General features: G+C 64.6%; 25 protein-coding genes and 3 pseudogenes. 19 read left to right on the top strand and 9 right to left on the bottom strand.

What is annotated here, in order from left to right; all coding sequences use genetic code 11:
* Positions 1 to 11: 11 nt before the first annotated feature.
* Positions 12 to 1046, bottom strand: a complete 1035-nt coding sequence (locus tag ACXYX3_RS28475; protein ID WP_241204962.1) for a tyrosine-type recombinase/integrase — start codon at positions 1044 to 1046, stop codon at positions 12 to 14.
* 287 nt (positions 1047 to 1333) lie between these two features.
* Here ACXYX3_RS28475 and ACXYX3_RS28470 point away from each other — a divergent pair, with 287 nt between their 5' ends.
* Positions 1334 to 1804: a hypothetical protein gene (locus ACXYX3_RS28470; RefSeq protein ID WP_052429180.1), complete on the top strand. Its 471-nt coding sequence runs from the start codon at positions 1334 to 1336 to the stop codon at positions 1802 to 1804.
* Between the two features lie 636 nt (positions 1805 to 2440).
* Positions 2441 to 2638: a hypothetical protein gene (locus ACXYX3_RS28465; RefSeq protein ID WP_239736461.1), complete on the top strand. Its 198-nt coding sequence runs from the start codon at positions 2441 to 2443 to the stop codon at positions 2636 to 2638.
* A 127-nt stretch (positions 2639 to 2765) separates the two neighbouring features.
* On the opposite strand, the gene ACXYX3_RS28460 is transcribed toward ACXYX3_RS28465, so the two are convergent.
* On the bottom strand, positions 2766 to 3542 hold the full coding sequence (locus tag ACXYX3_RS28460) for a hypothetical protein (RefSeq protein ID WP_241204961.1): 777 nt from the start codon (positions 3540 to 3542) through the stop codon (positions 2766 to 2768).
* Positions 3543 to 3567: 25 nt separating this feature from the next.
* Positions 3568 to 3759, bottom strand: a complete 192-nt coding sequence (locus tag ACXYX3_RS28455; RefSeq protein WP_043416057.1) for a hypothetical protein — start codon at positions 3757 to 3759, stop codon at positions 3568 to 3570.
* A gap of 261 nt (positions 3760 to 4020) precedes the next feature.
* On the opposite strand from ACXYX3_RS28455, the gene ACXYX3_RS28450 reads away from it, so the two are divergent.
* The 14 genes and pseudogenes from ACXYX3_RS28450 (at position 4021) to ACXYX3_RS28385 (ending at position 16872) form a co-directional block, all read left to right on the top strand.
* The gene (locus tag ACXYX3_RS28450) at positions 4021 to 4395 is read left to right on the top strand and encodes an ArsR/SmtB family transcription factor (RefSeq protein ID WP_043416056.1); all 375 of its coding nucleotides are present in this window, start codon (positions 4021 to 4023) and stop codon (positions 4393 to 4395) included.
* A pseudogene (gene arsB / locus ACXYX3_RS28445) lies at positions 4392 to 5486 on the top strand (ACR3 family arsenite efflux transporter); the annotation flags it as partial. The gene ACXYX3_RS28450 and the pseudogene arsB, both read left to right, overlap by 4 nt.
* 28 nt (positions 5487 to 5514) lie before the next feature.
* Complete coding sequence (locus tag ACXYX3_RS28440; protein WP_043416052.1) at positions 5515 to 6186, top strand: arsenate reductase ArsC; 672 nt, start codon at positions 5515 to 5517, stop codon at positions 6184 to 6186.
* Between the two features lie 15 nt (positions 6187 to 6201).
* A complete protein-coding gene (locus tag ACXYX3_RS28435; protein WP_043416050.1) occupies positions 6202 to 6621 on the top strand; it encodes an arsenate-mycothiol transferase ArsC in 420 nt (139 codons plus the stop codon).
* A 72-nt stretch (positions 6622 to 6693) separates the two neighbouring features.
* A pseudogene (locus ACXYX3_RS28430) lies at positions 6694 to 7434 on the top strand (NAD(P)/FAD-dependent oxidoreductase); the annotation flags it as partial.
* A gap of 65 nt (positions 7435 to 7499) precedes the next feature.
* Positions 7500 to 8783 carry an IS256 family transposase gene (locus ACXYX3_RS28425; protein WP_434085903.1) on the top strand — a complete coding sequence of 428 codons (1284 nt, stop codon included), beginning with the start codon at positions 7500 to 7502 and terminating at the stop codon, positions 8781 to 8783.
* A gap of 40 nt (positions 8784 to 8823) precedes the next feature.
* Positions 8824 to 9528: pseudogene (locus tag ACXYX3_RS28420) on the top strand (FAD-dependent oxidoreductase); the annotation flags it as partial.
* A gap of 313 nt (positions 9529 to 9841) precedes the next feature.
* On the top strand, positions 9842 to 10525 hold the full coding sequence (locus ACXYX3_RS28415) for a DUF433 domain-containing protein (RefSeq protein WP_260753024.1): 684 nt from the start codon (positions 9842 to 9844) through the stop codon (positions 10523 to 10525).
* Positions 10458 to 11165 (top strand): PIN-like domain-containing protein, encoded by a 708-nt coding sequence (locus tag ACXYX3_RS28410; RefSeq protein WP_458612351.1) that lies wholly within the window; start codon positions 10458 to 10460, stop codon positions 11163 to 11165. Before ACXYX3_RS28415 ends, ACXYX3_RS28410 begins: the two co-directional genes overlap by 68 nt.
* 53 nt (positions 11166 to 11218) lie before the next feature.
* Entirely contained in the window at positions 11219 to 12157 is a 939-nt protein-coding gene (locus tag ACXYX3_RS28405) for a sterol desaturase family protein (RefSeq protein ID WP_046362091.1), read from the top strand.
* Between the two features lie 16 nt (positions 12158 to 12173).
* Complete coding sequence (locus ACXYX3_RS28400) at positions 12174 to 12947, top strand: helix-turn-helix transcriptional regulator (protein WP_046362071.1); 774 nt, start codon at positions 12174 to 12176, stop codon at positions 12945 to 12947.
* Between the two features lie 388 nt (positions 12948 to 13335).
* Positions 13336 to 13785 (top strand): hypothetical protein, encoded by a 450-nt coding sequence (locus tag ACXYX3_RS28395; protein ID WP_043416046.1) that lies wholly within the window; start codon positions 13336 to 13338, stop codon positions 13783 to 13785.
* Positions 13782 to 15143 (top strand): hypothetical protein, encoded by a 1362-nt coding sequence (locus ACXYX3_RS28390; RefSeq protein ID WP_043416044.1) that lies wholly within the window; start codon positions 13782 to 13784, stop codon positions 15141 to 15143. Before ACXYX3_RS28395 ends, ACXYX3_RS28390 begins: the two co-directional genes overlap by 4 nt.
* A gap of 457 nt (positions 15144 to 15600) precedes the next feature.
* Entirely contained in the window at positions 15601 to 16872 is a 1272-nt protein-coding gene (locus ACXYX3_RS28385) for a L,D-transpeptidase (protein WP_255730353.1), read from the top strand.
* A gap of 196 nt (positions 16873 to 17068) precedes the next feature.
* Here the strand turns inward: ACXYX3_RS28385 and ACXYX3_RS28380 are convergent, their stop codons facing one another.
* The 5 genes from ACXYX3_RS28380 to ripC form a co-directional block, all read right to left on the bottom strand.
* On the bottom strand, positions 17069 to 17830 hold the full coding sequence (locus tag ACXYX3_RS28380) for a fused MFS/spermidine synthase (protein WP_255730385.1): 762 nt from the start codon (positions 17828 to 17830) through the stop codon (positions 17069 to 17071).
* Positions 17831 to 18035: 205 nt separating this feature from the next.
* On the bottom strand, positions 18036 to 18710 hold the full coding sequence (locus ACXYX3_RS28375) for a lytic transglycosylase domain-containing protein (protein ID WP_255730384.1): 675 nt from the start codon (positions 18708 to 18710) through the stop codon (positions 18036 to 18038).
* A 624-nt stretch (positions 18711 to 19334) separates the two neighbouring features.
* Positions 19335 to 20138 carry a CPBP family intramembrane glutamic endopeptidase gene (locus ACXYX3_RS28370; protein WP_239736380.1) on the bottom strand — a complete coding sequence of 268 codons (804 nt, stop codon included), beginning with the start codon at positions 20136 to 20138 and terminating at the stop codon, positions 19335 to 19337.
* Positions 20139 to 20505: 367 nt separating this feature from the next.
* On the bottom strand, positions 20506 to 21147 hold the full coding sequence (locus tag ACXYX3_RS28365; RefSeq protein WP_239736382.1) for a copper resistance CopC family protein: 642 nt from the start codon (positions 21145 to 21147) through the stop codon (positions 20506 to 20508).
* 256 nt (positions 21148 to 21403) lie between these two features.
* On the bottom strand, positions 21404 to 22501 hold the full coding sequence (ripC, locus tag ACXYX3_RS28360; RefSeq protein WP_239736383.1) for a peptidoglycan hydrolase RipC: 1098 nt from the start codon (positions 22499 to 22501) through the stop codon (positions 21404 to 21406).
* 293 nt (positions 22502 to 22794) lie between these two features.
* Between ripC and ctaE the strand changes: the two genes are divergently transcribed.
* Together ctaE and ACXYX3_RS28350 are read left to right on the top strand one after the other, a co-directional pair.
* Entirely contained in the window at positions 22795 to 23388 is a 594-nt protein-coding gene (gene ctaE, locus ACXYX3_RS28355) for an aa3-type cytochrome oxidase subunit III (RefSeq protein ID WP_043416037.1), read from the top strand.
* The gene (locus ACXYX3_RS28350) at positions 23385 to 23744 is read left to right on the top strand and encodes a hypothetical protein (protein ID WP_239736384.1); all 360 of its coding nucleotides are present in this window, start codon (positions 23385 to 23387) and stop codon (positions 23742 to 23744) included. Before ctaE ends, ACXYX3_RS28350 begins: the two co-directional genes overlap by 4 nt.
* Positions 23745 to 23898: 154 nt before the next feature.
* Here the strand turns inward: ACXYX3_RS28350 and ACXYX3_RS28345 are convergent, their stop codons facing one another.
* On the bottom strand, positions 23899 to 24072 hold the full coding sequence (locus tag ACXYX3_RS28345; RefSeq protein ID WP_241204957.1) for a hypothetical protein: 174 nt from the start codon (positions 24070 to 24072) through the stop codon (positions 23899 to 23901).
* Positions 24073 to 24419: 347 nt separating this feature from the next.
* Here ACXYX3_RS28345 and ACXYX3_RS28340 point away from each other — a divergent pair, with 347 nt between their 5' ends.
* On the top strand, positions 24420 to 25142 hold the full coding sequence (locus ACXYX3_RS28340) for a TlpA family protein disulfide reductase (protein ID WP_239736386.1): 723 nt from the start codon (positions 24420 to 24422) through the stop codon (positions 25140 to 25142).
* Positions 25143 to 25195 lie beyond the last annotated feature (53 nt).

Genomic DNA, 25195 nt, shown 5'->3' with positions numbered 1-25195 from the left:
CGAAAAGCACGTTACCGGGCTTGCTTCTCGTCGCTTAGAAGCCCGTAGAGGGGATTGGTTTCAGCGGCGGAGCGGGTCTCGGTGCCAGCGCCATCGACGTAGCGTTGTGACGTGACCATGGATTCGTGGCCCATGAGCTTCATCAGGGTGTAGACGCTGACGTTGGCGTTGGCGAGTTCAGTGGCGAAGGTGTGGCGCAGGCCGTGAACCAGTGCGCCGGAGGCTCGTTCACCGTTGATGCCGGCCTTCTTGAAAGCCCGCAGGATCCGGTATTGCAGCGTTCCGCGGGTGATGCGGTCCCCGTCGGCGCCGACGAAGAGGGGAGCGGTCGGGGAGAAGTTGCTGAGCGCCTTGGTGCCCGATGTTCGTCGGCGGGTCTGGGGGAATCGGTTGGCTCGTGTCCGAAGGTAGTCGTCGAGAACGTCGAGCAGCTCTGGGCCAATGGGGAGTCGACGGTCCTTGTTGCCCTTGCCTCGGACGTGCAGTACGGCGCCGTCGTCGGTTCGGCGAATGTCGCCGACGTTGGCGTTCAGTAGCTCGTCGGCTCTGAGTCCGGCCAGTAATGAGGTGAAGACGATGGCGCGGTCACGCTCGGACCAGTCACTGGCGCGGGTGGAACCGTGATCGGCGTCGATCGCTGCGACCAAATCAGTGACGGCGCTGGCGGGGTAGCTCTTGGGTAGGGATTTTGGCACCTTGGGGCGGCCGATGAGCGGCATGGGGTTGGCGTCGAGCAGCTCGGCGGTGAAGAGGAATGTGCACAGGGTGTTCCACGTCGACCAGCAGCGTCGGATCGACGCCGCCGAGTGGGTGTCAGCATAGGCGGCGAACGCCGAACGCATTCTGTCCTTTGTTAATTCGTGGATCTGGAGGTCGGAGACGGCGTCGGCGGACCCCGCCATCAACACGGCGATTACCTCGAAGTCCTGGCGATAGGCTTTGGAGGTGTGGGGCGAGGGCTTGCGGATGGCACGATCGGCGAGAAAGTCGGCGAACCATCCAGGAAGGATGACTGCGGGCGGCTTCGGCGGAACGGATCCAGGCACCGACTCAGCATGTCAGATGGACATGGATAACAGTAGTTATCCACGACGTTCTGCATACCCGTTAGATGCCGCCTGCAGGCAAGAGGTGTGTGGTCTGTCGTTGGGCCGTGGAAGGTGCCTGTGAGGGGTGAGCTGAGTGGCCGGTGCGGCGGTGGTGAGGGGACGGGGCGCACGGTGGGTGAGTGAGGTGCGGTGGTGCGGCAGGGGCGGCGACGAAAAAATTGGTGGGTGGCGAATGTGGCTGTGGTGGTGGCACGTCCGGCCCGGCCGGTTTTAGTGTCCCGGTCATGACAGCAGCAGGAACGTCCAAGTTGGAAGCCCGGCGACGGGCTGTGGAAGCGACCCGGCGCGCCAACGAAGCGCGTGCTGCGCGGGATAAGGCGAACATCGACGACGCCACGAACTTTTTGTACGAGGTCGGCAAGGTCGCCGAGGTCGAGGTCTGGAAGACGGAGCGCCTGGCGCAGCTGCGCGAGCAGGTGGACGCCGAAGCGGCCAAGCGCGTGGCCACGCACCGGGCGAAGGCCGGCGCGGTGGTCGCGCGCATGCAGGGCCGTGATGAGACGCTGACGACCATTGCCGCACGGACAGACGTCGGGATCGGCATTGTTCGGACCATGCTGCGGCACGCTCCGAAAGCCGAGAAGTCCACGCCCAGCAACGGTTCGCACGCAGTAGGCGGTGGCGGTGAGGTTGGTGGCGAGCCTGGCGGTGTCGCCTACCCGGGGGCCGACGAGCCCGACGCGGCCTCGGCCTGATGCAGGGGACGACAGGTGCGCGTCACGGTGGATGAGACGAACATCGTGTTGCGAGGGCAGCAGAACTCCGGCGGCCTCGGCGCCGGGAATCCGCCGGCCCTCGCGCATCGCGACGATGCGCTGCGGGAGCTGCGCACGGACCCGGGACTGTTGAGCGCAGGGGGTCGCGACTCAGGGGGATTTGCAGCGGCGCAGGGCGTTGTTCGGCCGTGTCTCAGATGGCACAGCGCAGCGGTAGCTCCTTGAACGCCGCTGCGGCCCTGTCAGTCGGGACGCCGCAGGCGGCTCTGGACAGGCCCAGTGTCTGTGCACGGACGTAGGGTCAGCGGCCTTGAGAAGCGCGGGACAGCTGGTTGTTGATCGGCTGTTGCACGCCGCTGAGATTGCCCGGTTTCATAGCCACGTCGTCTGTGGGCCAACGCCTTCGGATTGCAACATCTGGACCGGGGCGATCGGTGCCGATGGTTACGGCCGTTTCTATCTCACGCGCGACGGTGTGGGGTTCTGTGTGCGTCCGCATCGCTACGCGTTGGCGATCGCAGGCGGAAGCGTGGCGGCGGGCGTGCTGGGTTTGCACGAATGCGACAACCCGGTGTCGTAAAAATCGCGGCCGCGACAGACGTTCAATAGCACGTGGTGTCGGGCTCCCAGGGCGACAACATGGAGGGGATGGCGCGGATGCGTCGCGGCGGTGGGCGCCATGCGGTGCGACGCTTCGACAGTCGGGGTGTGCGGCGGGAGCGCTCGGTGGCGCTGCGCGATGCGGTGCGGCACGGCTGGGACGCCGCCGCGGTGCAGGCGGCGCTGCTTGGTGATCAGCCCACGCTGTGGTGATCCTGGCGCGGGCGGAGCGGCGGTGGCTGTGTTGCGCCAGAGACCCTTGGACGGCGGGTTCGTCGCCCTGGCGGGCGGTGTCGCAGCGTCGAGCTGAACGGGCCAGGGGAGCGGCCGAGAGGGCGCCTTAGCCGCGCTGCAGGAGCACCGCGTCGCGCGGCGGGCGCACCGTTGTGGCGTCGAACCACACGGGCAGCGCGCAGACGCCGGCTGTGCGGGCCCGCCAGATGCGGTGCTGGCCAATCGTTTCGCGCTGGCCGTGACCGTTGGTGTAGACGCGTAGCGAGTCGCTGTAGCTCAGCAGCGCCAGCGTCAGTCGGGGGTCGGCCGCAGCGAGATCGGCGAACGGCGGATGGTCGTGCGCGGCGTGGGCGATGGTGGCGGTGTCGGCATTGGCCGGGGAGGGCTCGAGGAAGGTCGTGACTGCGGGCAGTACCACGGTCCAGTTTCCGGCGTGGACGTCGCAGGCTTGGCGGCGCGCGGAGATCGCGTCGTTGGTGAACAGTTCGCGGTAGCCGTCTTGCCCGGGGTGCTGACCGCGTGTGCGGAGCACAGCCTCAAGGGCAAGGGGACAGTTGGAGCGTGTGCCGTCTTGGAGGGGCCGCTCACCCATCGTGTGGGGGTAGGGCAGCTCGGCGACGGGGGTCAGGTAGTAAGGCATGACGCGGGTGGTGGAGTTACGACGCCAGCAGCCTGGAGCGGCGCGTGACTTGCGCGGGGCCGCCGACCTCGAACGGGAGCACGTCGACTCGAAGTACTTCCCGGCCAACATGGGATCGTCGTAGCCCAAGTCGCCGTGCACGCGCTGCAGGGACTCCATGCCCAGCTCGCATGCCAGCCTGGCGGCTTGGTCGGCGGTGTGCGCGACGGCCGTCGCCTCGACTGGGGTCCGGACGGTGGCCACGAACACGGTTGTATGTCAGGTCTCTTTAAGACGCGAGCGCGTGAACGGGGCTGGCGGCGAATACGGCGTGGAGGTCGCGGCGGGCGTCGAGTTCGGAGTAGGGCTCGATGGTGGCCACGCCGACGACGCGCGGCCTGGCCTCGTCCAGGGAGATCAACTCGAACGCTGTGTGAGCGGCGTTGAGCTGAGTGGGCCGGTGGTAGTTGTCCGACAACACCAGGTAGGTGTGCAGGCGTGTACATGGGTGCTCCCTGGATGAGTGATAGCGGTGTGCGGACCGGGCTGAGTTACGCGGCGGCAGCAGCCAGTGCCTACTCTGCTGCGCAGCTCTACTGGCGCGACTGGGCTAACGGTCAGGTAGTGCTGGGCAATCACCGGCGGTGGTGGCGGTGTCGGCTGGGGGCCGGCCGGGGGTGTCGCGGCAGTGTTCATCTGTCGTTCACTTGCCCGGTGATTCGATGAGTGTCAATATCGATGAATGTCGAATCAACAGGACGGGCCGGCCGACGCCTGCTGCGTGACGCCGCCGCTGCTGCGGGAGCCGCTCACTAAACCTGCAGCCGCCGAGATGGCCAAGAAGTTGAAGGCGCTCGCCGATCCGGTGCGGCTGCGGTTGTTCAGTGCGATCGCCAGTCATTCCGGTGGGGAGGCGTGCGTCTGTGACATCTCGGGCGGCATCGACGTCTCCCAACCCACGGTGTCGCATCACCTCAAGGTGTTGCGCGCCGCCGGTTTGTTGACCTCCGAGCGTCGGGCGTCGTGGGTGTACTACGCCGTAGTCCCGGAGGCGCTGCGCGAGATCGCGGCGCTGCTGGATCTCGACGCGGCAGCGCTGGCAGGGGCGACGGCATGACCGACACGGTGGCGAGTACCTCAGCGCCGGTGGTGGGCAAGCTGTCCACCCTGGACCGGTTCCTGCCGGTGTGGATTGGTGTCGCGATGGCCGCCGGGCTGCTGCTGGGGCGGTGGGTGCCGGGCATGAACGCGGCGCTGGACGGCGTGCAGATCGATGGCATTTCGTTGCCGATCGCGCTCGGCCTGCTGATCATGATGTATCCGGTGCTGGCCAAGGTGCGCTACGACCGCCTCGACACCGTGACCGGCGACCGCAAGCTGCTGCTCAGCTCACTGTTCTTGAACTGGGTGTTTGGGCCGGCATTGATGTTCGCTCTCGCCTGGCTGATGCTGCCGGACCTGCCCGAGTACCGGACCGGGCTGATCATCGTCGGCCTGGCCCGCTGCATCGCCATGGTCATCATCTGGAACGACCTGGCCTGCGGGGACCGCGAGGCCGCCGCCGTCCTGGTGGCGTTGAATTCGATATTCCAGGTCATCATGTTCGCGGTGTTGGGCTGGTTTTACCTGTCGGTGCTACCGGGCTGGCTCGGCCTGGAGCAGACCACCATCGACACCTCGCCGTGGCAGATCGCAAAGTCGGTGCTGATCTTCCTGGGCATCCCACTGTTGGCTGGCTACCTGTCACGGCGAGTGGGCGAGAAGGCCAAGGGCCGCGACTGGTACGAGTCGCAATTCCTGCCGCGGATCGGGCCGTGGGCGCTCTACGGGCTGCTGTTCACCATCGTCATTCTCTTTGCGCTGCAAGGCGAACAGATCACCAGCCGCCCGCTCGACGTGGTGCGGATCGCGCTGCCCCTGCTGGTGTACTTCGCAATCATGTGGGGCGGCGGCTATCTGCTCGGCGCAGCGATCGGCCTCGGTTACCAACGCACCACCACCTTGGCGTTCACCGCGGCGGGCAACAACTTCGAACTCGCCATCGCCGTGGCGATCGCCACCTACGGCGCCACCTCCGGACAAGCCCTGGCCGGGGTGGTCGGCCCACTGATCGAAGTCCCGGTCCTGGTCGGGCTGGTGTACGTGTCACTGGCCTTGCGCCGACGCTTCCGCGACCAGGGCACTGTGCCCGTCGCTGTCAACCCGTCCACGACAAAGGAGTCGTAACACCATGTCAATGTCTGATAGCCCCGCCGCCTTACGCCCGCACCGCGACCTGTCCATCGATCAGCAGCACGCGCTCAAGACTGCCGCTACCCGGTTGGAGCGCGACTTCGGCGACAGTTTCGGTGTCGAGACGATCGAACGGTTCCTGCACACGTCCTACGACCAGTTCGCCGGCCGCGCGTCGGTCCCCAATTTCCTTCCGCTGCTCGCCGAACGGTTCGCCCGCCAACGCCTGCACGCCTTGGCCCGGGTGGAAGGCAAGATCAGCGACGGCAAGCCCACGGTGCTGTTCCTGTGCACCCACAACGCCGGACGCTCCCAGATGGCCTTGGGCTTCTTCACCCACTTCGCCGGCGACGACGCCGTCGCGTGGTCGGGCGGCTCCGAACCCGGCGACCGCATCAACCCGTCCGCGGTCGCGGCGATGGCCGAGGTCGGCATCGACATCACCGGCGAGTTCCCCAAGCCCTGGACCGATGAAATCGTCCAGGCCGCTGACGTGGTGGTCACCATGGGCTGCGGCGATGCCTGCCCCATTTTCCCCGGCAAGCGTTACGAGAACTGGGACCTGCCCGACCCGGAAGGTCAGGACGTTACCGCGGTACGGCCGATCCGCGACGACCTCGAAGAACGCGTCCGTCGGCTGCTCGCGGAACTCCACGTCACCGCACGCCAGAACTAAGGAGCCAGTACAACGATGACTACCTCGTCGACACCGTCGGTGCTGTTCGTGTGCGTCAAGAACGGCGGCAAATCGCAGATGGCCGCCGGGCTCATGCGCCACCTCGCCGGCGACACCGTGACCGTCTACTCCGCCGGCACCAAACCCGGTGGCGCGGTCAACGACCTGTCCGCCCAAGCCCTGCTCGAGGTCGGCATCGACATCAGCGGTGAGCAGCCCAAGCCGGTGGACTACGAGCTGGCCCGCGACGTCGACCTGGTGGTCACGCTCGGTCGGGAAGCCCAACTCGATCCGCTGCCGGGCACCCGGGTGGAGAACTGGGACACCGACGAACCCTCCGAACGCGGTATCGACGGCCTCGAACGTATGCGCCTGGTCCGCGACGACATCGCCGTCCGCGTGCAACGCCTGCACACCACGCTCACCGACGCCTGACACCAACCCCGCTCTCACGCTGCAGCGCAGCAGCACAACCCTTCCCACTCGATACACCGAGGAGACTTCGTCATGCCCGCACGCCATATCGTCGCCATCGGCGGCAGCGACGCCGGAATAAGCGCCGCTCTGCGCATCTGTGAACTCGACCCCAGCACCGAGGTCACCGTCGTCGTCGCCGACGCCTACCCCAATTTTTCCATCTGCGGCATCCCCTACTACGTCTCTGGGGAGGTCACGCACTGGACCAACCTGGCCCACCGCACCGCTGATGACCTAGCCGCCACCGGCATGCGGGTCCTCACCGACACCCGCGCCACCAGAATTAACGTCGGCGAGCACACCCTCGACGTCCTCGACCCCACCGGGGCGCCCACTGAACTGTCCTATGACGCCCTGATCGTGGGCACCGGCGCCGTCAGTGCCCGCCCACCGATCACCGGTTTGACCGGACCGGACGCCCTCGGCCCCAAAGATGGCGTGCACCTGCTGCATTCGATGGGCGACACCTTCGCCGTCATGGAGTCCCTGGAGCAACGCCAACCGGCCACCGCGGTCATCATCGGCGCCGGCTACATCGGTCTGGAGATGGCCGAAGGACTCACCACCCGCGGTATCGCCGTCACGCAGATCGAGGCGCTACCCGAAGTACTGCCGACCGTCGATCCCGAGCTGGGCGCCCTGGTCCATGACGAACTGGAACGCCACGGCGTGCAGGTCCTCACCAACACCACCGTCTCCGCCGTCACCCGCACCGCCAACGGCGCGCTCACCGTGACCGCTCATCGTGATGGCGAAACCCTGCATCAGACGGGACTGTGGAAATAACGGTGTTTCCGGTACTGACACGCTGAGCGATGCTCGGCGAGAAAGGTGCCGTGATGACGACACTGGAAGATGTGGCGAAGAAGAAGGCGGCTGAGCAGTCCGCAGAGCAGAAGGCTGCCGTCGAGCTGGTCCGACTGGCACAGGAACAGGGCCTGTCGCTGACTGGGCCCGACGGGCTGCTCAAACAGCTGACCAAGACGGTCCTGGAGATCGCACTCAATGAGGAGATGACCGAGCACCTCGGTTACGAGAAACACGACCCGCCGGAGGCGGGGTCGGGCAACATCCGCAACGGGACCCGCACCAAGACGGTGCTGACCGACACCACCGGCCCGGTCGAACTCGACGTGCCGCGCGATCGGGCATCCACGTTCGAGCCCCAGATCGTCAAGAAACGTCAACGCCGATTGTCCGGGGTCGATGAGGTGGTCTTGTCGTTGTACGCCAAAGGGCTTACCACTGGGGAGATTTCAGCGCATTTCGCTGAGATCTACGGCGCGTCGGTCTCGAAGGAGACGATCAGCCGCATCACCGACAAGGTCATCGAGGAGATGAACGATTGGTCGGTGCGGCCACTCGATGAAACCTACGCCGCGATCTTCATCGACGCGATCGTGGTGAAGGTCCGCGACGGCCAGGTCGCCAACCGCCCGTTCTACGCCGCGATCGGAGTGACCCTGGCCGGGGAACGCGACATCCTCGGATTGTGGGCCGGCACCGGCGGGGAGGGCGCGAAGTTCTGGATGAGCGTGCTCACCGATCTGCGCAACCGCGGCGTCAAGGACAGCTTCTTCGTCGTCTGCGATGGGCTGAAGGGACTGCCCGAGGTGGTGGGCAACGTGTGGCCGCAGGCGATCGTGCAGACGTGCATCATTCACTTGCTGCGCAACACCTTTCGGCTCACGTCCCGCAAGTACTGGGATGAGATCAAGCGTGATGTGAAACCGATCTACACCGCAGTCAACGCGACCGCGGCCCGCGCAGCGTTCGACGATCTGGCCGAGAAATGGGGGCAACGCTACCCGGCGGTGATCCGCCTGTGGGACAACGCCTGGGCGGAGTTCATCCCGTTCCTGGACTACGACGTGGAGATCCGCCGTGTCATCTGTAGCACCAATGCCATCGAGTCGCTCAACGCCCGCTACCGCCGCGCGATCAAGGCCCGCGGCCACTTCCCCTCCGAGCAGGCCGCCCTCAAGTGCCTCTATCTGGTCACCCGATCACTGGACCCGACCGGTGCAGGCAGGGCACGATGGACGATGCGGTGGAAACCTGCCCTGAATGCGTTCGCGATCACCTTCGCCGATCGATTCCCGGCAGCCGAAACCTACTGATGAAAACCGCCGGAAACACCGTTAGCGAGATAGTCCCCATCAGACAGTTGATTTCGTTCTCGTCGTGGTCGGCGTGAAGGCTGATGTGGAGCTGGCCGCCGATGCCGGCGCCGAACTCGGGATCAAGGGCGCGATCGCCGTGGATGAGGCGATGCGCACCACCCTGTCGGATGTGTTCGCCGCCGGGGATTGCGTGCACACCCACCACCGCCTCCTCGGCGTGACCTGGCTGCCGCTGGGCACCACTGCCCACAAGCAGGGCCGCGTCGCCGGGGAGAACGCCCTCGGCGGCGACGCCCGCTTCGCCGGCAGCCTCGGCACCCAGGTGGTCAAGGTATTCGACCTGGTGGCCGCCCGCACCGGGCTGCGTGACCACGAAGTGCTGGCCGCAGACCGCGGATGGACACCAGCCACCATCGCTGCCACACCCGATGACCACAAGGCGTACTACCCGGGTGCGACCCCGATTCACATCCGGATCACTGGCGATGAACGCACCGGTCGACTGCTGGGGGCCCAACTCGTCGGTCACCGCAGTGCAGAGGTGTCCAAGCGGGTCGACACCTACGCCGCCGCGCTGTTCCACGAGATGAGCGTCGAGGGCTTCTCCGAGCTGGACCTGTCCTACACCCCGCCGCTGGGATCACCCTGGGATGCCACGCAAATGGCCACCCAGACCTGGGCGCGCCAACTCCGGGCGAAAGGCGTTCAGCTGACCTCGGAGGATCACCCAACACGGGTGTAGCCGTGCAATCGGCTACACCCCGACGATCGGGGCGGGGGTCTGAACCCGCGGCCTGGTGGCCACACCGGCCCCATGTTGCGAGGTCGCGCTCAAACAAGCGACTGCCGCGATGCTGAGGCGAAACCGCTTTTATCTGGGGGCGAGATCGTTTCCGCCGCTACGCCGCGCGCCTGAAGGACGCCGTCTTGGTTGCAACCGCTGAGCGTCTGACCAACGTGACGGTGCGGCGCGCAGTTGAAGTTCTTGGGGGTTACGTTTGGGTAAGTTGTCGGCAATCGGGGCTAGATTCAAGGCCGGAAAGCATTGGAAGGGGATGATGAAGAGCAACGCCACTCATGACGATGATCGGTTCACTCTGGGCATCCTAAACATGGCTGACGCAGCGCGTTTCCTGGCGATCAAGCGACAAACTTTTCACCGTTGGGCAAAGGGTTACGAGCGTGGTGACGCGCTGATTCACGTGGTCGCAGCACCGGCCCGGAAAGCGAACGTGTCGTTTATTGCGCTCACCGAGGCTTACGTCCTAGAGGCGCTGCGTGATGCCGGAGTGCACATTCGGCGGATTCGGCCGGCGCTTGACGCGCTTCAGAAAGAGTTCGGCAGGGAGTACGTCCTCACCGCTCCCAATCTTGCAACAGACGGTATCGACGTCCTTTGGGATTTTTCCAAGTCGAGGGCAGGCGCTGGCCTCATCGAGGCGCGTTCAGGCCAGAATGTGATCCGCGAGATTGTCCAGGACTACATCCAGTACATCTCCTGGGACGGTGGAGATGTCCCATATCAGCTTGAACTGAGGCAATGGGCACCCGCGAAGGTGGTCGTCGATCCCCGCTATGGGTTCGGCCAGCCGCGCTTTGGTACTGCGGGCCCGCGTGTGGCGGACGTCGCGGCGATGCTGAGGGCGGGGGAGCCGGGGGAGGTGGTTGCTGATGAGTTCGGAATCTCCCGCGAAGAAGTCCGAACCGCCGCACGCGTCCTCCTGGGCCGCGCCGCCTGAGTTTTACCTCGACGAGAATCTCGCCGGTAAGACCCTGCGCCGCTCCATCGAGGCGTTTGGGTACAAAGTCCACACTCCACCAGAGTTGTACGGTTCACGCGCGGCGGCCCAGGGCACTGACGATGCTGTGTGGCTGCGAGATGTCGGTCGTAGGCAGTGGGTCGCAATCGGCCGCGATACAACGATTTTGAAGACTCCGAGCGAACTGGCTGCGCTGAAGGCCGCCAAGATTCACATGTTCCTGTTTCCGGGCGAGGCGACGCGGGCCGCGTTGGTGGAGGCGGTGGCTGCAACGCTGCGCGATATCTGCACAGAAGCCATGAGCGGTACGCCGGGTGTGTGCGGGTCCATGGTGGCAAGACACCTCGCCTCGAGCGCCTGTAGGACACGCGTCAACGTCGAAGCATGTGAAGCTCATCCGTCGGGCGACGCTATCCTTGGCGCCGGCCCGACAACGGTAAAGAGGACGCTGCTCTCAGTGTCAATTCGCCCGCGAGGCTCTTGCTCTTGTGCGACCGTTGGTTCTAGACCTCGCCTCCAATTGGCCGTAGCCACCGGGGTCGGCGTGACCGTCTGGATTATCACGCGGGCGAAAGCAAAGCAGTGGGGGCAACCGGACGTCACGTGTCCCGCCTCGTGAAGTCGCCGGATCTGTTCAAGTGCCAGACCCGGAGTATGTCCCACGCTGGGGGCATGGTTACTTCGTTCGTCCGGTACGGCTATGTGCCGGTGATGTTGTTCGGTGTCAACGGTGCGGCAATTGCTCTGGCGCACGCGCCGTGGGCGGAGGTCTGGATGGCGGCCCTCATACTGATCGCGGTCGGCTTATCCTTCGCTGCGGAGCGAACGTTGCCCTATAGCGCAGAGTGGAACGAACCGATCGGCGACGGAGGCCGTGACTTCGCCCACGCGTTCATCAATGAAACCTCGCTGCTATTGACAGTTCTCGTCGTGCCTTTGCTGGCGATGCTCAATCCCTTTAGCTCGTGGTGGCCCTCCTCGCTGCCGTTCGTGCTTCAGGTTCTTATCGCAATCGTGGTGACCGATGTCGGTGTGACGGCGGTACATGTGGCCAGTCACAGGGTGGGGTGGCTGTGGCGTTTTCACGCAGTCCACCACAGCGTGAAACGCTTCTACGGCTTCAACGGTCTTATGAAGCATCCACTGCACGGGGCGCTGGAACTCGCAGCCGGCATTTTGCCGCTGCTCATCCTGGGCCTGCCGAAAGCGATCGCGGAGGTTCTCACGGTGGCTATTGCCGTTCAATTGCTGTTGCAGCACTCCAATGCCGACTACCGCGTCGGACCGCTACGTAAAGTACTCGCGCTCAACGAAGGTCACCGCTTCCACCATCTCAAGTGGGCTGGGATTGGTGACGTCAACTTCGGACTTTTCACCCTGGGATTGGATCACGCCCTCCGGACATTCTCCTTCGACTCCCAACGCCGGTTTAGTTCGGACGACCTCGGCATGGCCGCCAAACCTCACTACCCGACGCGGTACCTCGCACAGCTGGCTGAACCCTTTCGTGCAAGGGGCGCATGCAAATTCGGTAAGGAGACCGATATCGGCGACACAGCCTCTTTCAGAGGAGGTCGTGCGGTAACCCGGTCGGATCGGGTCGGCACGTGAAACTTGCCCGCGGTTAATGCGCACTCGGCATACTCGTGACGTGACGTGGTTGGGCGAAGCGCTAATCGAGCCGGGAAAGCTCGTCTTCCGTGGACAGCTCGGTTCTGCACACGCGCACGGGCACGCCGCCTTGCAGATTGTGACCATCGACGATGGCGCTGCCTTCCTCGTCGACGCCGATGGGCGGGGCCTGTCGGCGCCCGCCGCGATCATCCCCGCAGGTGCGGAGCATTCTATCGAGGCTCAGGCCTGTCAGGGAATGATGCTGTACCTGGAGCCCACAAGTGTCATCGGTAGTGCAGTCACGGCCCTTTTTCGCAACACGAATCGCAACGATGTCCGAGAGTGGGTGCGGCTCGGAAAGAGGCTCGTCAATGTCGATGTTGTTAAGCAGCGGCATCTTTCGTTCGCGGCACACGAGGTCATCGCTTACCTGGTCGGAGCCGAGGGCCAACCTCGATGTGCCGTGCATCCGGGTGTGGAGGCTGCCGTGGACTTGCTGCCCGGAATCATCGAAGGTCCGGTGAAGCTCTCTGATGTCGCACGCACAGTGCACCTCTCTGCTGACCGTCTTGGGCGGCTGTTCGCGCACGAGGTTGGAATGTCGTTCACGGCTTACGTGCGGTGGTGCCGCCTCATCCGCGCGATGGAGGTGGTGCGGGATGGCGGAACCATCACCGACGCTGCGCATGCTGCCGGGTTCAGCGACAGTGCACACGCCAACCGCGTCTTCCATGAGATGTTCGGGCTGGCACCTATCGATGCCCGGCGAGGTGTACGACTCACCTGAGAAAACTCGGTACCGGCGGTTCCGGTATGTTCATTCACACGAATTACGGAGACAGTGCGTAAGTGCCGGAGAATCGCGGCTGCTCTGCGGATCACGCGCGTACTGTCGGATGGGCTGGCGTCGATGGGGGTGTCGCTGATGGTCATGACGGTCGGTACCGAACCGTGTTGATCGACGTCCCGGTGAGTGAAGCGGGTCGCGATGCCGATCTGCCGAGTATCTCCTACCTCGCTACTGACGTTGGGCTGTGGATGTCGCTTCCAGCTTTCGCGCCCGCGCTAGTCATCATCGGTGTCGTTTTCTACATTGCTCGTCGCAACCGACGTCGTGAGTCTGGAGGCGACGCAGGTCCCACGCAGAGTCCCGCCGTCGAGAGGAACGAGAACCCGTGAGCGCTCGGAGCGCCCGGTGTGGCGTCGTCATCGCCGCTGCAGCGACGTTGTCTGCCCTAGTGGGTTGCGGATCCACGACGACGGATTCGACGTCGTCGACCAGCCAGGCGGCGTCGACGGCAGCCACGACGATCTCCACGCAGCCGCCTTCTACCGAACAGGTGCCACCGGCTGCTGACGGCACCGTTGTCGAGGTCTCGATCGCCGGGGGCACGGTCACGCCGACGAACGGCCAAGCGCGGGCCACCGTCGGAAAGCCGATTGTGCTGAAGGTGACCAGCGACGTCGCCGACCAACTGCACGTTCACTCAGTACCTGAGCACACGTTCAACATTGAACCGCGTCCAGATCAGACCTTCGAGTTCACCGTGGACGTGCCCGGCCAAGTCGATGTCGAGCTCCACGACCTCAACCGCACTGTCGTCACCATCCAAGTTCGGCCGTGACCCCGCGAGTCGACATCCTCGCGCACGGCGTAGGCGGTTCCACTGACCTTCCTGTACCGCTGTCGTTCGCCCTCATCGGTGCGGCATGGGCGCTGACTGCGACTTTCGCGATCGTTGCTCTCGCGTGGAAGCGCCCGCGCTTCGACCCGGCGAAGCCGGGCCGCGAACTACCTGCCTGGGTCACCCGTGCCGTCGACTCTCCGACGTCACGCTGGATTATCGCGAGTCTGGCACTGTTGTTCGCGCTTTGGGTTCTGGCGGCCGCCATATGGGGCCCCGCGGGAGGCGACAATGCTCTGCCGGGCGCGTTCTACGTCTTACTCTGGGTCGGGCTGGTCGCCGTTTCGGTCTGCGTGGGTCCGGTCTGGCGCCTGCTGTCGCCGCTGCGCACCATCTACCGCATTTGCGGTCTCGCTCGACGGAGGGGAGCCGATGCCTCGGGCCGCTCCTATCCGCGAGCATGGGGTTACTGGCCTGCCGCTTTGGGGCTTTTCGCCTTTGTCTGGCTTGAATTGGCAAGCCCTGACCCAGGTTCCCTGACTGCCATCAAAACGTGGCTACTGATCTACGTAGGGGCGATGGGGGTCGGTGCTTGGGTCTTCGGTGCTCGGTGGTTCGCACGGGCAGACCCGTTCGAGGTCTACAGCATGGCGGTCTCGCGGCTATCACCCTTTCGGCGTTCGCCGGCATCGGGACGAGTGGAACTCGTCAATCCCCTCGATCATCTGCCGACGTTGCCAGTGCGTCCCGGAACCGTCGCAGTTCTGGCGGTGCTGCTGGGCTCTACCGCGTTCGACAGTTTCTCCCAAGCTCCGGCATTCCGAAACTTCGTTGATCGCACCGCTACGGGGGTTCCGCTCTTCGGCGAGGCCGGCGGTGCGACAGTGCTGCGGACAACGGTATTGATCCTCTTCGTCGCCATTGTTGGTGTGACCTTCTGGGGTGCTGCACGATCAACCGGCGGCATCAGTCCCCAGAAGCGCCAAGAACTTCCCGGCCAGTTGGCGCATTCGTTGGTTCCCATCGTTGTCGGTTACATTTTCGCCCACTACTTGTCTTACCTCGTCGAACGCGGACAGGAAACTGTCGTGCGCTTGGCTGACCCGTTTGGCCTGGGTTGGCAATTGTTCGGATTGGCACCGAATGATGTCAGTTACATCCTGTCTCAACACCCGTCAGTGCTCTGGACGATCAAGGTCGCGTGCGTGGTTGTGGGGCACATGGTGGCGGTCGTCTCCGCGCACGATCGCGCTCTGCGGTTGCTGCCGCAACAGCATCAGATCACCGGTCAAGTGGCGATGATGCTGACGATGGTCGGCTACACGTTCACCGGTCTCTACCTTCTGTTCGGAGGCTGATAGCCGCCTCCTTCGGAATTTATATGCGTCCTACTGAGGTGCATAGTAGATTGTGGAGGCCGTCAGGAGAGGCGGGACGGATCCCGACAAACCGCTGTGGCGGAATTCTGTCGGGGATTCCGCCACAGTGTATTTCGAGTCGAGCTGGCGAAGCGCCCTCCAACGCTCCCGTCAAGAATTGGACGGCGGCGGCGAGCCGATAGAGTAGGAAGCCTGGCTTTTGCAGCGATGCCTCCCATGCTGTATCTGCATCGGCGACGGCAGGTGGTGCACCCGCCCACCTGCGGAAGGCCCGTCGAGTCGCTCCGATCGCGATGGCATCGATGTACAACGTAAGCCGGCGCTCAGCTCGCGGCGGCCTTTTTACTAGCTCGCCGCGCCGAATCGGCACCTGGTCGCGCCACCAATTACTATGTGGATACGTAATAGCAGGAGTGCGACCCGACGGATAGTTGTGATGAAAGTGTTGGCTGGACGCCGAAAGGTAGTTGCGCTGAGTGTGATCTCGGCTGTCGCGGTGCTCGTGACGGCATCGCAGACAAGTGCTCTCAAGTCTCGGTTGACGAATACGGTGGTTGCGCCCGGTGCCCTGGAGGTTGAGCAGACGCCGCAGGCCGCGCCCGAGCCTCCCGTAATCGAGATTCTTCCCCGCACAGGCGCCAGCGATGTGGTCCCCGTCGGCGCAGTGAAGGTGACCGCGACAGTTGGCACCCTGACTGATGTGCGGATGCAGAACGAACAGGGCCGGGTCGTCGCGGGTCGCTTGGTGGAGGGCGGACGTGCCTGGGAGCCCGCCGAGCCACTCGGATACGGACGGTCCTATACGCTCAGCGCGACCGGCCGGGGCGCTGACGCCAGCACCGTCACGACGGTTTCGGAGTTCTCTACTGTCGCACCGCAATCCCAGGTCGGAGTTCGGCTGGGCATGACCAACGGAGCGTCGCTGTCGGAGGGTGGTGTGTACGGTGTCGGAACCGTGATCGTGGCAACCTTCGACGCGGATATCCCTGACCGGGCTGCGGCCGAATCTCGCCTCCAGGTCATAACGACGCCGCAGTTGGCGGGCTCCTGGATGTGGATCAACGATCGCAAGGCGCACTGGCGGCCCCGTGAGTATTATCCTTCCGGCACTGAGGTCACGGTCAAAGCCGATCTCTACGGTACTGATCTGGGTAGTGGACTATTCGGAGAACAGGACAGGCAGGTCAGCTTCCGGATTGGGCCGTCTCGTGTCGCGATCGCCGATGACACGACCAAACAGGTCAGTGTTTACGAGAACGGCAATTTGATCCGTACGATGCCGACATCGATGGGCCGGGGAGGGACGCAGACTGTCGGGGGCAAGACAATCGCGTTCTGGACGCAACCTGGCGTTTATACGGTGATGGAGAAACAGAATCCCGTCTTGATGGACTCGTCAACCTACGGATTGCCCGTCGATTCGGCATCGGGGTACAAGATCAGCGTCCCGCACGCGGTGCGGATCAGTCCCGACGGCATCTACCTCCATGAGCGCGAAGCGACCGTGTGGGCGCAGGGAAACACCAACGTTTCGGCAGGCTGTTTGAATCTGAGCGCAGAGAACGCCGAGTGGTACTACAACTTTGCCAATCCAGGCGATGTTGTCGAGATCCGAAATACCGGCGGCGCACCGCTGGAACAGTGGCAGAACGGAGATTGGTCTGTGCCTTGGGACGGATGGATGGGTGGCAGCGCGTTGCGCCCCTGATCAGTATTCGATAAGTCACGCGACATGCGACGCGATCCCGCTGGTTCTCACCGGGTGCGACTCGGACCTGAGCATCAGAGAGCGGGTTTCGGGCAGATGACAAATTCGCTGCCTGCTGGCCTTACACGCGAAGGAGTCTGACCGGGAACGCTGCAAAGCTGGCGACGGGTCGGCGATGAAGGCCGACCTCGACAATTTACTCCCCGCTCTGTTGACGGTAGGGATCGAGAAGTTGATCAACGGGAGCGTAGTCGTCGGTCAGCACTTGGGCGTCGCGGATCCACAATCTGAGGTCGTTGCCGGTAGCGGTCGTCCACCCGGTGTTGCGAGTATTCAGAACCCTCTGAAGGGCGTCATGGTCAACCGGTCGATCGGAGGCGAGCACGACCAGGTTGCCGCCATCGGGTGTCGTCGCGGAATCGACGCCGACGTCGCCGGCCTCGGCGGTGACTATGACGTACTTGAAAACCTCTGTGAGTGTTGCGACTTCGGCACGTGCAAACGCCAGCTCTCCGTAATCGATGAGATTCGCAATGTACACACCGTCCTCTTTGAGGACTCGACGTATGTCTGTCAGCGCTTCCACAGTCGTCAGGTGCCAAGGCACGCTCACGCCGCCGAAGGCGTCGCCGACGATCAGATCACGGCTGTCGTCATCGAGCCGCGCAAGGCCCAGTCTGCCGTCCTCGACGCGCACCTCAAGCCCGGCCTCGGAAGCTGATCCGAGTTGGTCTCGGTCTATGCGCACCACGCCGCCGTCGATTTCGGACACCACGTTATGGGTTCCTGGCCGAGTAGCAGCGAGGTATCGCGGGAAGGTGAGGCCGCCTCCACCAAGGTGGTAGGCCTCCAGTGTCTCTTCGGTCGGGAAGGATGCGTCGACGGCCGACGCAAAGGCGCGCACATACTTGAACTGCAGGACGGCCGGATCTTGGAAGTACCATTGCGCCCGCGCCAGATGATTTGCTTCTCCATCTCGTTAGTCCCTTTCGGTTTCGGCATAACAAGGAAACATCAGCAGAGTGGATCAGACTGGCGGTCGAGTCCATCGGCTGGACCTTACGAAGCTCATCAGATGGCAGTTCGATCCTATGCGCGACCCGTTGTCGCTACACATCTGCGTCCAGAATGCGCGCGCCCGTGGATCCGGCGACCTCGGGCTGCTATTGAGAGTCGCCGGCGGCATAGGCGGTAGCCCAGTCGCGCACGCTGCGGGCGTACGGATCGGACTGGTTGTAAGCCCACAGCGCTGTCATCCACCCCTTTGGGGTCGCCAGGTCGCCGCCGCGGTTGCATAGGTAGCCGGCAGCCGACAGCGCAGCGTCGTCGACGTTGTCGGGACTGACGATGCCGTCATTGTTGGCGTCAACCCCATAGAGCCGCCAGGTCTCCGGGATGAATTGCATCGGACCCATTGCCTGGGCGAATCCGGGCTCACCGTCGGGCGAGCCGCCGCCGCTGTCGGTGATGCGCATATTGCCGTTCGAGCCATCAAGACGCACACCACGAATCGGCGGAGTGACATCCCCGTTCGGGGCGATGGTGGCGCCGCGAAAGGTGCCGTTGCGGCTCTCGACCATGCCGATTCCCGCCAGCGTCGTCCAGGCCAGCTGGCAGTCGGGGTTCTCGACGTGGGCGACTCTGGCCGCATAGGCATATGCCTCCAGCGCGGTGGCCGGTATGTCCAGCGCCGGAGCCCGTTGTGCAGCCCAGACGCGCAACTGGTCGGCGGGTCGGCCGCGGGCAGGATAGTCAATGTAGGGCACCGGGGCTCCCGCGGGCGGCGGAACGCCTTCGGGAACGGAGGTGTCGGTCTGGCACGAACAGCTGGACGTCATCAGCACCGCGGTCGCGCCCACAACGGCGACAGCCCGCACACGCACCAACGACACTGGACTCCCTCAAGCCATTCTGGTCGAAGTCATTGTGCCACAGGGCTTGAAGCCTTGGGTTCAACTTGGCGCGACGTTGGCGCAGACGTCAGAGCGGTGTCAGAGCCCATCGACCGCTCGACCTCAAGTGGGTATGCCGGATCCTTCGCGTGCTAGAGCCCGCGGCTCGACGGTGCGATGGCTAGTGTCGCCTGACCGCGCGATTCGACGTCATGAGCAGCAGCGGTCGCGCTGGCCCGATCACCCGGGCGACCCAGCAGCGGGAGATCACGACCATGCCAGGCCTTCCTGCAGGCCTCTGAGCCGACGCGGCCTTCCGAGCTGGTGTCCGCATCAGGACGCCAATGTTGTTGAGCCACAACGGTTACGTAGGCAATGAGTCGGCGGCTCGGATCGGTATCGATGGTCACCTCGGCCCGTCTAGGTTGCGGCAGCGTGACGGTGGAGGCATCGCCGGTGCGCTCCATCACTTCCGGCGGTGATGGTGCCGTGGGGTTTTCACTATGGCGTTTGTGATTGCCTGCCCTGGGCCGGGGGCTCGAGGCCCACGCTGCCGGTGGTCGGTCTGGGCTAGAGGCCCAGGAGGGTGTTGCAGGTGAACTTAGACAGCCAGTTGAGTCGATCCGCGACCAGGGCATAGCCGACGTAGGCCACCGTGTTGATCACCCCGTGGGCGATGATGAGTGGCCACAGCCGACCGGTGCGCCGCCACGCGTAGCCGAACACCAGACCCATCACGACGTTGCCCAGCCCGGCGCTGAAGCCTTGATACAGGTGGTATGTGCCGCGTAAAAGGCTTGACAGCACCAGCGCGGTGGACGGGCGGACCCGCAGTTGGTGCAGCCGGGTGAGCAGAAAGCCCACCACGATGATCTCTTCGGCCCAGGCGTTGGCGAACGACACCAAAATGAGGACGGGGATGCGCCACCACGTGTCGTTCAGTTCCGAGGGCACTACCGATGCGCTGAGACCCAATGCGCGGGCGGTAACATACAGCGCCAGGCCGGGCAGCCCGATAAGGGCGGCGAGCCCGATGCCACCGAGCAGGTCGAGCCGGTACCGCGGTCGGCCCAACCCGATTGCTGCCGGGCCAAAACCGCTGCGCCACAATAGGTATACGGCGAGAAAGCCCCAAGCGACCAGTTGGAACACGGTCGCCAGATTAAGGCCGAGATCGATGAGGTCGAACGAGGAGCGGCGCGGGTTGAGCGCTACGGTCTGCCCCGCCAGGCCGAGCAGCACCGCCTCGATCAGATCCAGGATCGCGGTATAGGCGCTCAGAGCGAACGTCACCATCAACACAACGACGATCTCGATCCGCAGCGGTCGCCGCTGGTCGTCCGTTAGGGCATCGGGGGCGTTCACTGAAGCCACGGTAGCCTGCCGGGTCCACACCTGCTTCTCGCACAACCCGTCGAGGAAGGGCAGCCGTCAGCGCCCGGATCGCTTGGGGCGCCTCACTTCTTGATTGCGGATTCCCGTATCAGGACATCACTGGCGCGGCGTCAGGCCTGTGCCGACGGTTCATAGGCCCGTGGGCTCCTCCTGGGCTCGCTGTTGTTAGGCGGCCACCGCCCCAGGTAATTCCGGCGATCATCGCCAGCGTGCAGGCCAGGACGATCAAATAATCGCTCGGGGTATCGGAAACCTCGACCCCAGTCGAACCTTCGCCCGTGCGGTCAGGCGATCGCTGCTGTCCGCGACGATGACACGCGCGAGGGGGTGATGATTGAGCTTGAGGTCAATCTCTTCGTTCGAAAGGAGGTGATGTGTTTTGCACTCCAGAGCGCCCGGGTTCAGATCTGGGGTGTTCTGCTGCGTTCTTCCGGCGGTGTCGCCTATTTTGCCAGAACGCGATCACACCGCCAAGCGCCAGACCGGCGCCGGCTGCTGTGAGTACAGACGCCTTGGTGTCCGAACCTGCGGTCGCCGCGGGCGCCGGAGGAGACGGCTCAGCGGTGCTGGGTGCTGCACGGGCTGGCGTGGTTGTGGGTGACGGTTGTTCTGGGACGCCGGCGATGGTGAAGGTGTACGAGCCGGAGACGGGGTGGCCATCTGCTGAGACCACGCGGTAGCTGACGGTGAACAGGCCGTTTGTGAGTCGGTCGGGCCCGACGGCGACCGTGAGGCGCGGCCCTTCGACGTTTGCCGAGCCCGACACCCAGTTGCGACCATCGGCGCTGGTGACGGCGACGTCAGCGAACGCTGGATTGATTTCCTCGGAGAAGGTCAGCACGACGGCGGTCAATGGGGACGCTACGCTCGCGTCCTTGGCCGGGTCAGAACCAACGAGTGAGGTGTGCGCGGCAGCAACTCCGACTCCGGACAGCCAGAAGGCCAGCGCCACCAGTGTGGTCATGACGGCGCGCGTGGCCAGGTTCACGATCCTCCTTGAGCTTGCGTCCGTCGTGCCAACACGCGGTCCGCGCACATGAGTGTATGTTCCCGTCTGGCAACGCCAACGTCAGTCACGCATGCCTCACGCCAGCACCCTTGAATAACAAGTGCTACGACACCACCAAACGCCGCGATGTCGTCAAGTCGTAAACACGGCGGGACCCACCGTGTTCGGTACCGACGGGCTCGGCGACTGGAACATTCCTGGGAACCGCGGGAGCAGGCAACGCTGCGGTAGCTGGCTAGTAGCGGCGCACGTTGTAGATCGGCGCCGACGAGATCGGCGCCACCTTCACCGGAGTGCCGTACGTCGAGGCGTGCACCATGTTCCCATCGCCGATGTAGATGCCCGCGTGTGAGGCGTCCGAGTAGAAGGTGACTATGTCGCCGGGCTGTACGTCGGTCGTCGCCACGGGTTGTCCGCCCGCCGCGAGCGCCTGACTCGACCGCGGGAGCGACTTACCGTTCTGCAGAAACGCCCACTTGATGAGCCCCGAGCAGTCGAAGGCATCTGGTCCTGTTGCACCCCACGAATAGGGCGCACCCACACGGGTCAACGCCGCCTGCGCGACCCCGGTCCCCTCGGGTGAGCTGGACGGACCCGGACCCACCGGCGGTATCGCCTCGGGCATCGCCATGATGGCCGGATTGGCCGGCACCGGCACCGGCACCGGCGGCGCGGGCGGCATCGGCCCAGGGCCGGCGAGCGCTGCACGTTGATCGGGGGTCAGTGCGCGGTATAGCGCCTCTACTTCGGCGATCTGTGTTCGCAGCCGGCTCTGCTTCGATTGCAGGTCCGCGCGGACGGCCGACGCCTGCTCCGCGGCAGTACGAGCCGCCAGCGCTGATGACTGCGCCGCGAGCGCGGCTTCGTCGGCACGGGTTGATGCGGCGCGAAAGGCGCTGATGCGGTCCGACATCTGAGTGGCCATCACCCTGCTCGAGGAGAGTTCGTCGAGCAGGCGTTGGGGAGACTCCGCGGTCAGCGCCGCGCTGATCGTGCTGGTCGAACCACCCATGTACGACGCGGCCGCCACCTGATTCACGGCGGCCTGATACTCACCGAGGTCGGCTCGCGCCGCGGTCATCGCCTCGAGTTCGGTGCGTTGACGATCCTCAGCCCTGCGCTGCGCCCCGAGTTTCCCCGCGAGTTCCAGTTCGGCCGCATACACCGCTTCCGTGGTCCGCTCGGCTTCTCGAGAGAACTCCGTCAATCGAGCCAGGGCGTCGGCAGCCGGGTCGGCCCACCCAGTGCCGGCAGAGTCGCCGAGAGTCAGTGCCAGCACGATCGCCACGACGAGAGCACCCGCCGAGCGGCATACCGCGGCAGGGCGGTTCATTCTCAAAACACAGTCCTTACACCGCAGGGACATCTATGGTCTAGCTACGTAGGTCACGGAAAGATTACGAGTAACCGCGTTCAATGTCCACGCCCACAGCGATGCTCATCGGCCGTACGCGCCCATTGCGCATGCTCCGTCGCGCCGGGCGCGGCTCAAAAGCGAACTCCCGCTGAATGTTCCGGTCGAATCGCACCACGCATCCAACGATGCAACTATCGCACATTTACTGTGTGCAATAGTAGGTAGCGACTCAGTAGACCGTCTGCGGACTTGGCTTGACGAGGGACGACATGACAAGTGGCACCGCCATCACGGCACGGGTTCATTCGCTGAATCGGCCCAACATGGTTGCCGTGGGGACGATCGTGTGGTTGTCCAGTGAGTTGATGTTCTTCGCCGGTCTGTTCGCGATGTACTTCACCGCTCGCGCCCAGGCCGATGAGTGGCCGCCCCCGCCCACCGAGCTGAACCTCGCGCTCGCGGTGCCGGTGACCCTGATCCTCATCGCGTCGTCGTTCACCTGTCAGATGGGTGTCTTCGCCGCTGAACGCGGCGACGTGTTCGGCCTGCGCCGGTGGTACGTCGTCACCTTGCTCATGGGATTGATCTTCGTGCTCGGCCAGGGATACGAATACATCAGCCTGGTGCGTGAGGGAACGACGATCGCCGGCAGCGCGTACGGGTCGGTCTTCTACCTCACCACGGGTTTCCACGGGTTGCACGTGATCGGCGGTCTCGTCGCCTTCATCCTGCTGCTGGTGCGCACGCGCATGAGCAAGTTCACCCCCGCCCAAGCGACGGCCGCCATTGTGGTGTCCTACTATTGGCACTTCGTCGACATCGTGTGGATCGCGCTCTTTGCCACCATCTACTTCGTGAGATGATCAAGGGCATTCCGCGCTGGTGCTGTAGACGACCCCCGCAGGCCGGGAGGTGGCCCGCGCGAGCGGCCCTCGTCGTCGTAGTCGCCGCCACACTCCTCGGACTCGCCTCGACCGGCGCGCCGTCCGTCGCCGCGGAGCCGTCGTCGGCGCAGACCTCCTCGATCGCCCCACCACGCCCCGGCGTCCCAACACCCGCCAAACACTCCTACGACGACACGCACCCCGGCCAACAACCCGACGGCGCAAGCCCGGCGCTGTGGATCCTGGTGGGCGCCGTCGCCGGACTGGTCGCGATTGCCGTCATCATGCTGAGAGCGGGCAAACCCGTACGCCATCACCTCACCCGAGGCCCGTGACCTGAACGGCGAGTGGATGATCAGCCGTCGGACAAAACAAATAGGTGCCCCTCTCGGTCGGCGTCTGTCCTAGCCCGTGGAGATGGCATCGTCTTGACGCCCGTTGCCCACGGTCATCGTCTCGGTGGTGTCGTCGGCGGTCGAGACCACCCCGTCACGCCCAGCACGCCGGCAGCAGCGCTGACCGTAACCGGCGACTCCACCGATCCCCGACGTCGCCCTCGGTGACCGACGTCTGCAGGTCCGGAACGAGCAGATCGCAAGGGGTGCCCTTATCGACGACCCTTCGGATCGCTGCGCCTGCCGCGGCGTTGGTAGACCGCTGCACGCTCTGATGATTGCGGCTCCGCCGACGATTGCCAACAGCGTTGGCGTCGGCCACCAGACGCTCCTGCGCCGATAGATCGCCCGCGTGGTCGATACGCCTCATCAATGTCGTCCCGTCATTCGCCGTGGAGCCATTGCGCTACCATTTACGTAGTCTCTACGTAGAAGGTGCCGGGCTGACCGGCCCTGGCGGCAGGGGCGCCGCCGGTGCTCGCCCGAGCGGCCGCGGTGCCTGCGCCCAACGTCCAGTACGGAGGTCGTCGTGTCGATGCACCGGTCACGTACCACGTCGCGCGGCTTCGAGTCGGCGGGCCCGTATCGGAGCAACCCAGCGTGAGTGGCACTTGAATGACTCGTCGATTCACCGATGGACCCCGAACGTCGCCGTCAAGGCTGGACGTGGGCGTTGAGCGTCGGCGACGGAGGCGACCCCCGACACATTGGTCACTGGTGGTACGGCGTGGCATCGCCGCGGGTTTGAGCGCGGTACTGCTCGGCGCCGCAGTGTCCGGATGCTCCAGCGGAGACGACGCCGTCGCGCAGGGTGGCACGTTCGAGTTCGTGTCGCCGGGCGGGCAGGTCGACATTTTCTACGACCCGCCGCAGAGTCGTGGTCGCCCGGGGCTGATACGCGGACCCGACCTGATGTACCCCGACCGCACGTTGTCACTCGATGACTTCGCCGAGCAGGTGGTGGTGATCAACGTGTGGGGTCAGTGGTGCGGTCCCTGTCGCACCGAGATGCCGGAACTGCAAAGGGTGTACGACGCGACCCGGGACGAGGGAGTCGTCTTCCTGGGCATCGACGTCCGCGACAACAACCGCCAAGCTGCGGTTGACTTCATCGTCGATCGCAAGGTCACCTTCCCGTCGATCTACGACCCACCGATGCGCACGATGATCGCCTTGGGCGCGAGATATCCCACCACCGTCATCCCGTCCACCATCGTTTTGGACCGGTTGCATCGCGTCGCCGCGGTGTTCCTGCGGGCGCTGCTCGCCGAGGATCTCGAACCGGTGGTCCGTCGCCTCGCTGCCGAGACCACAACCGGCTCAGGGCCCCCGCGATGAACGGCGACCCCGCCCCGGCTGCACGTCGCCGCGGGGCGCGGCCGACACTCGGG

The sequence above is a fragment of the Mycobacterium sp. Panama NTM2 genome, assembly GCF_054355555.1.
This window is presented reverse-complemented; position numbering and strand designations above follow the sequence as displayed.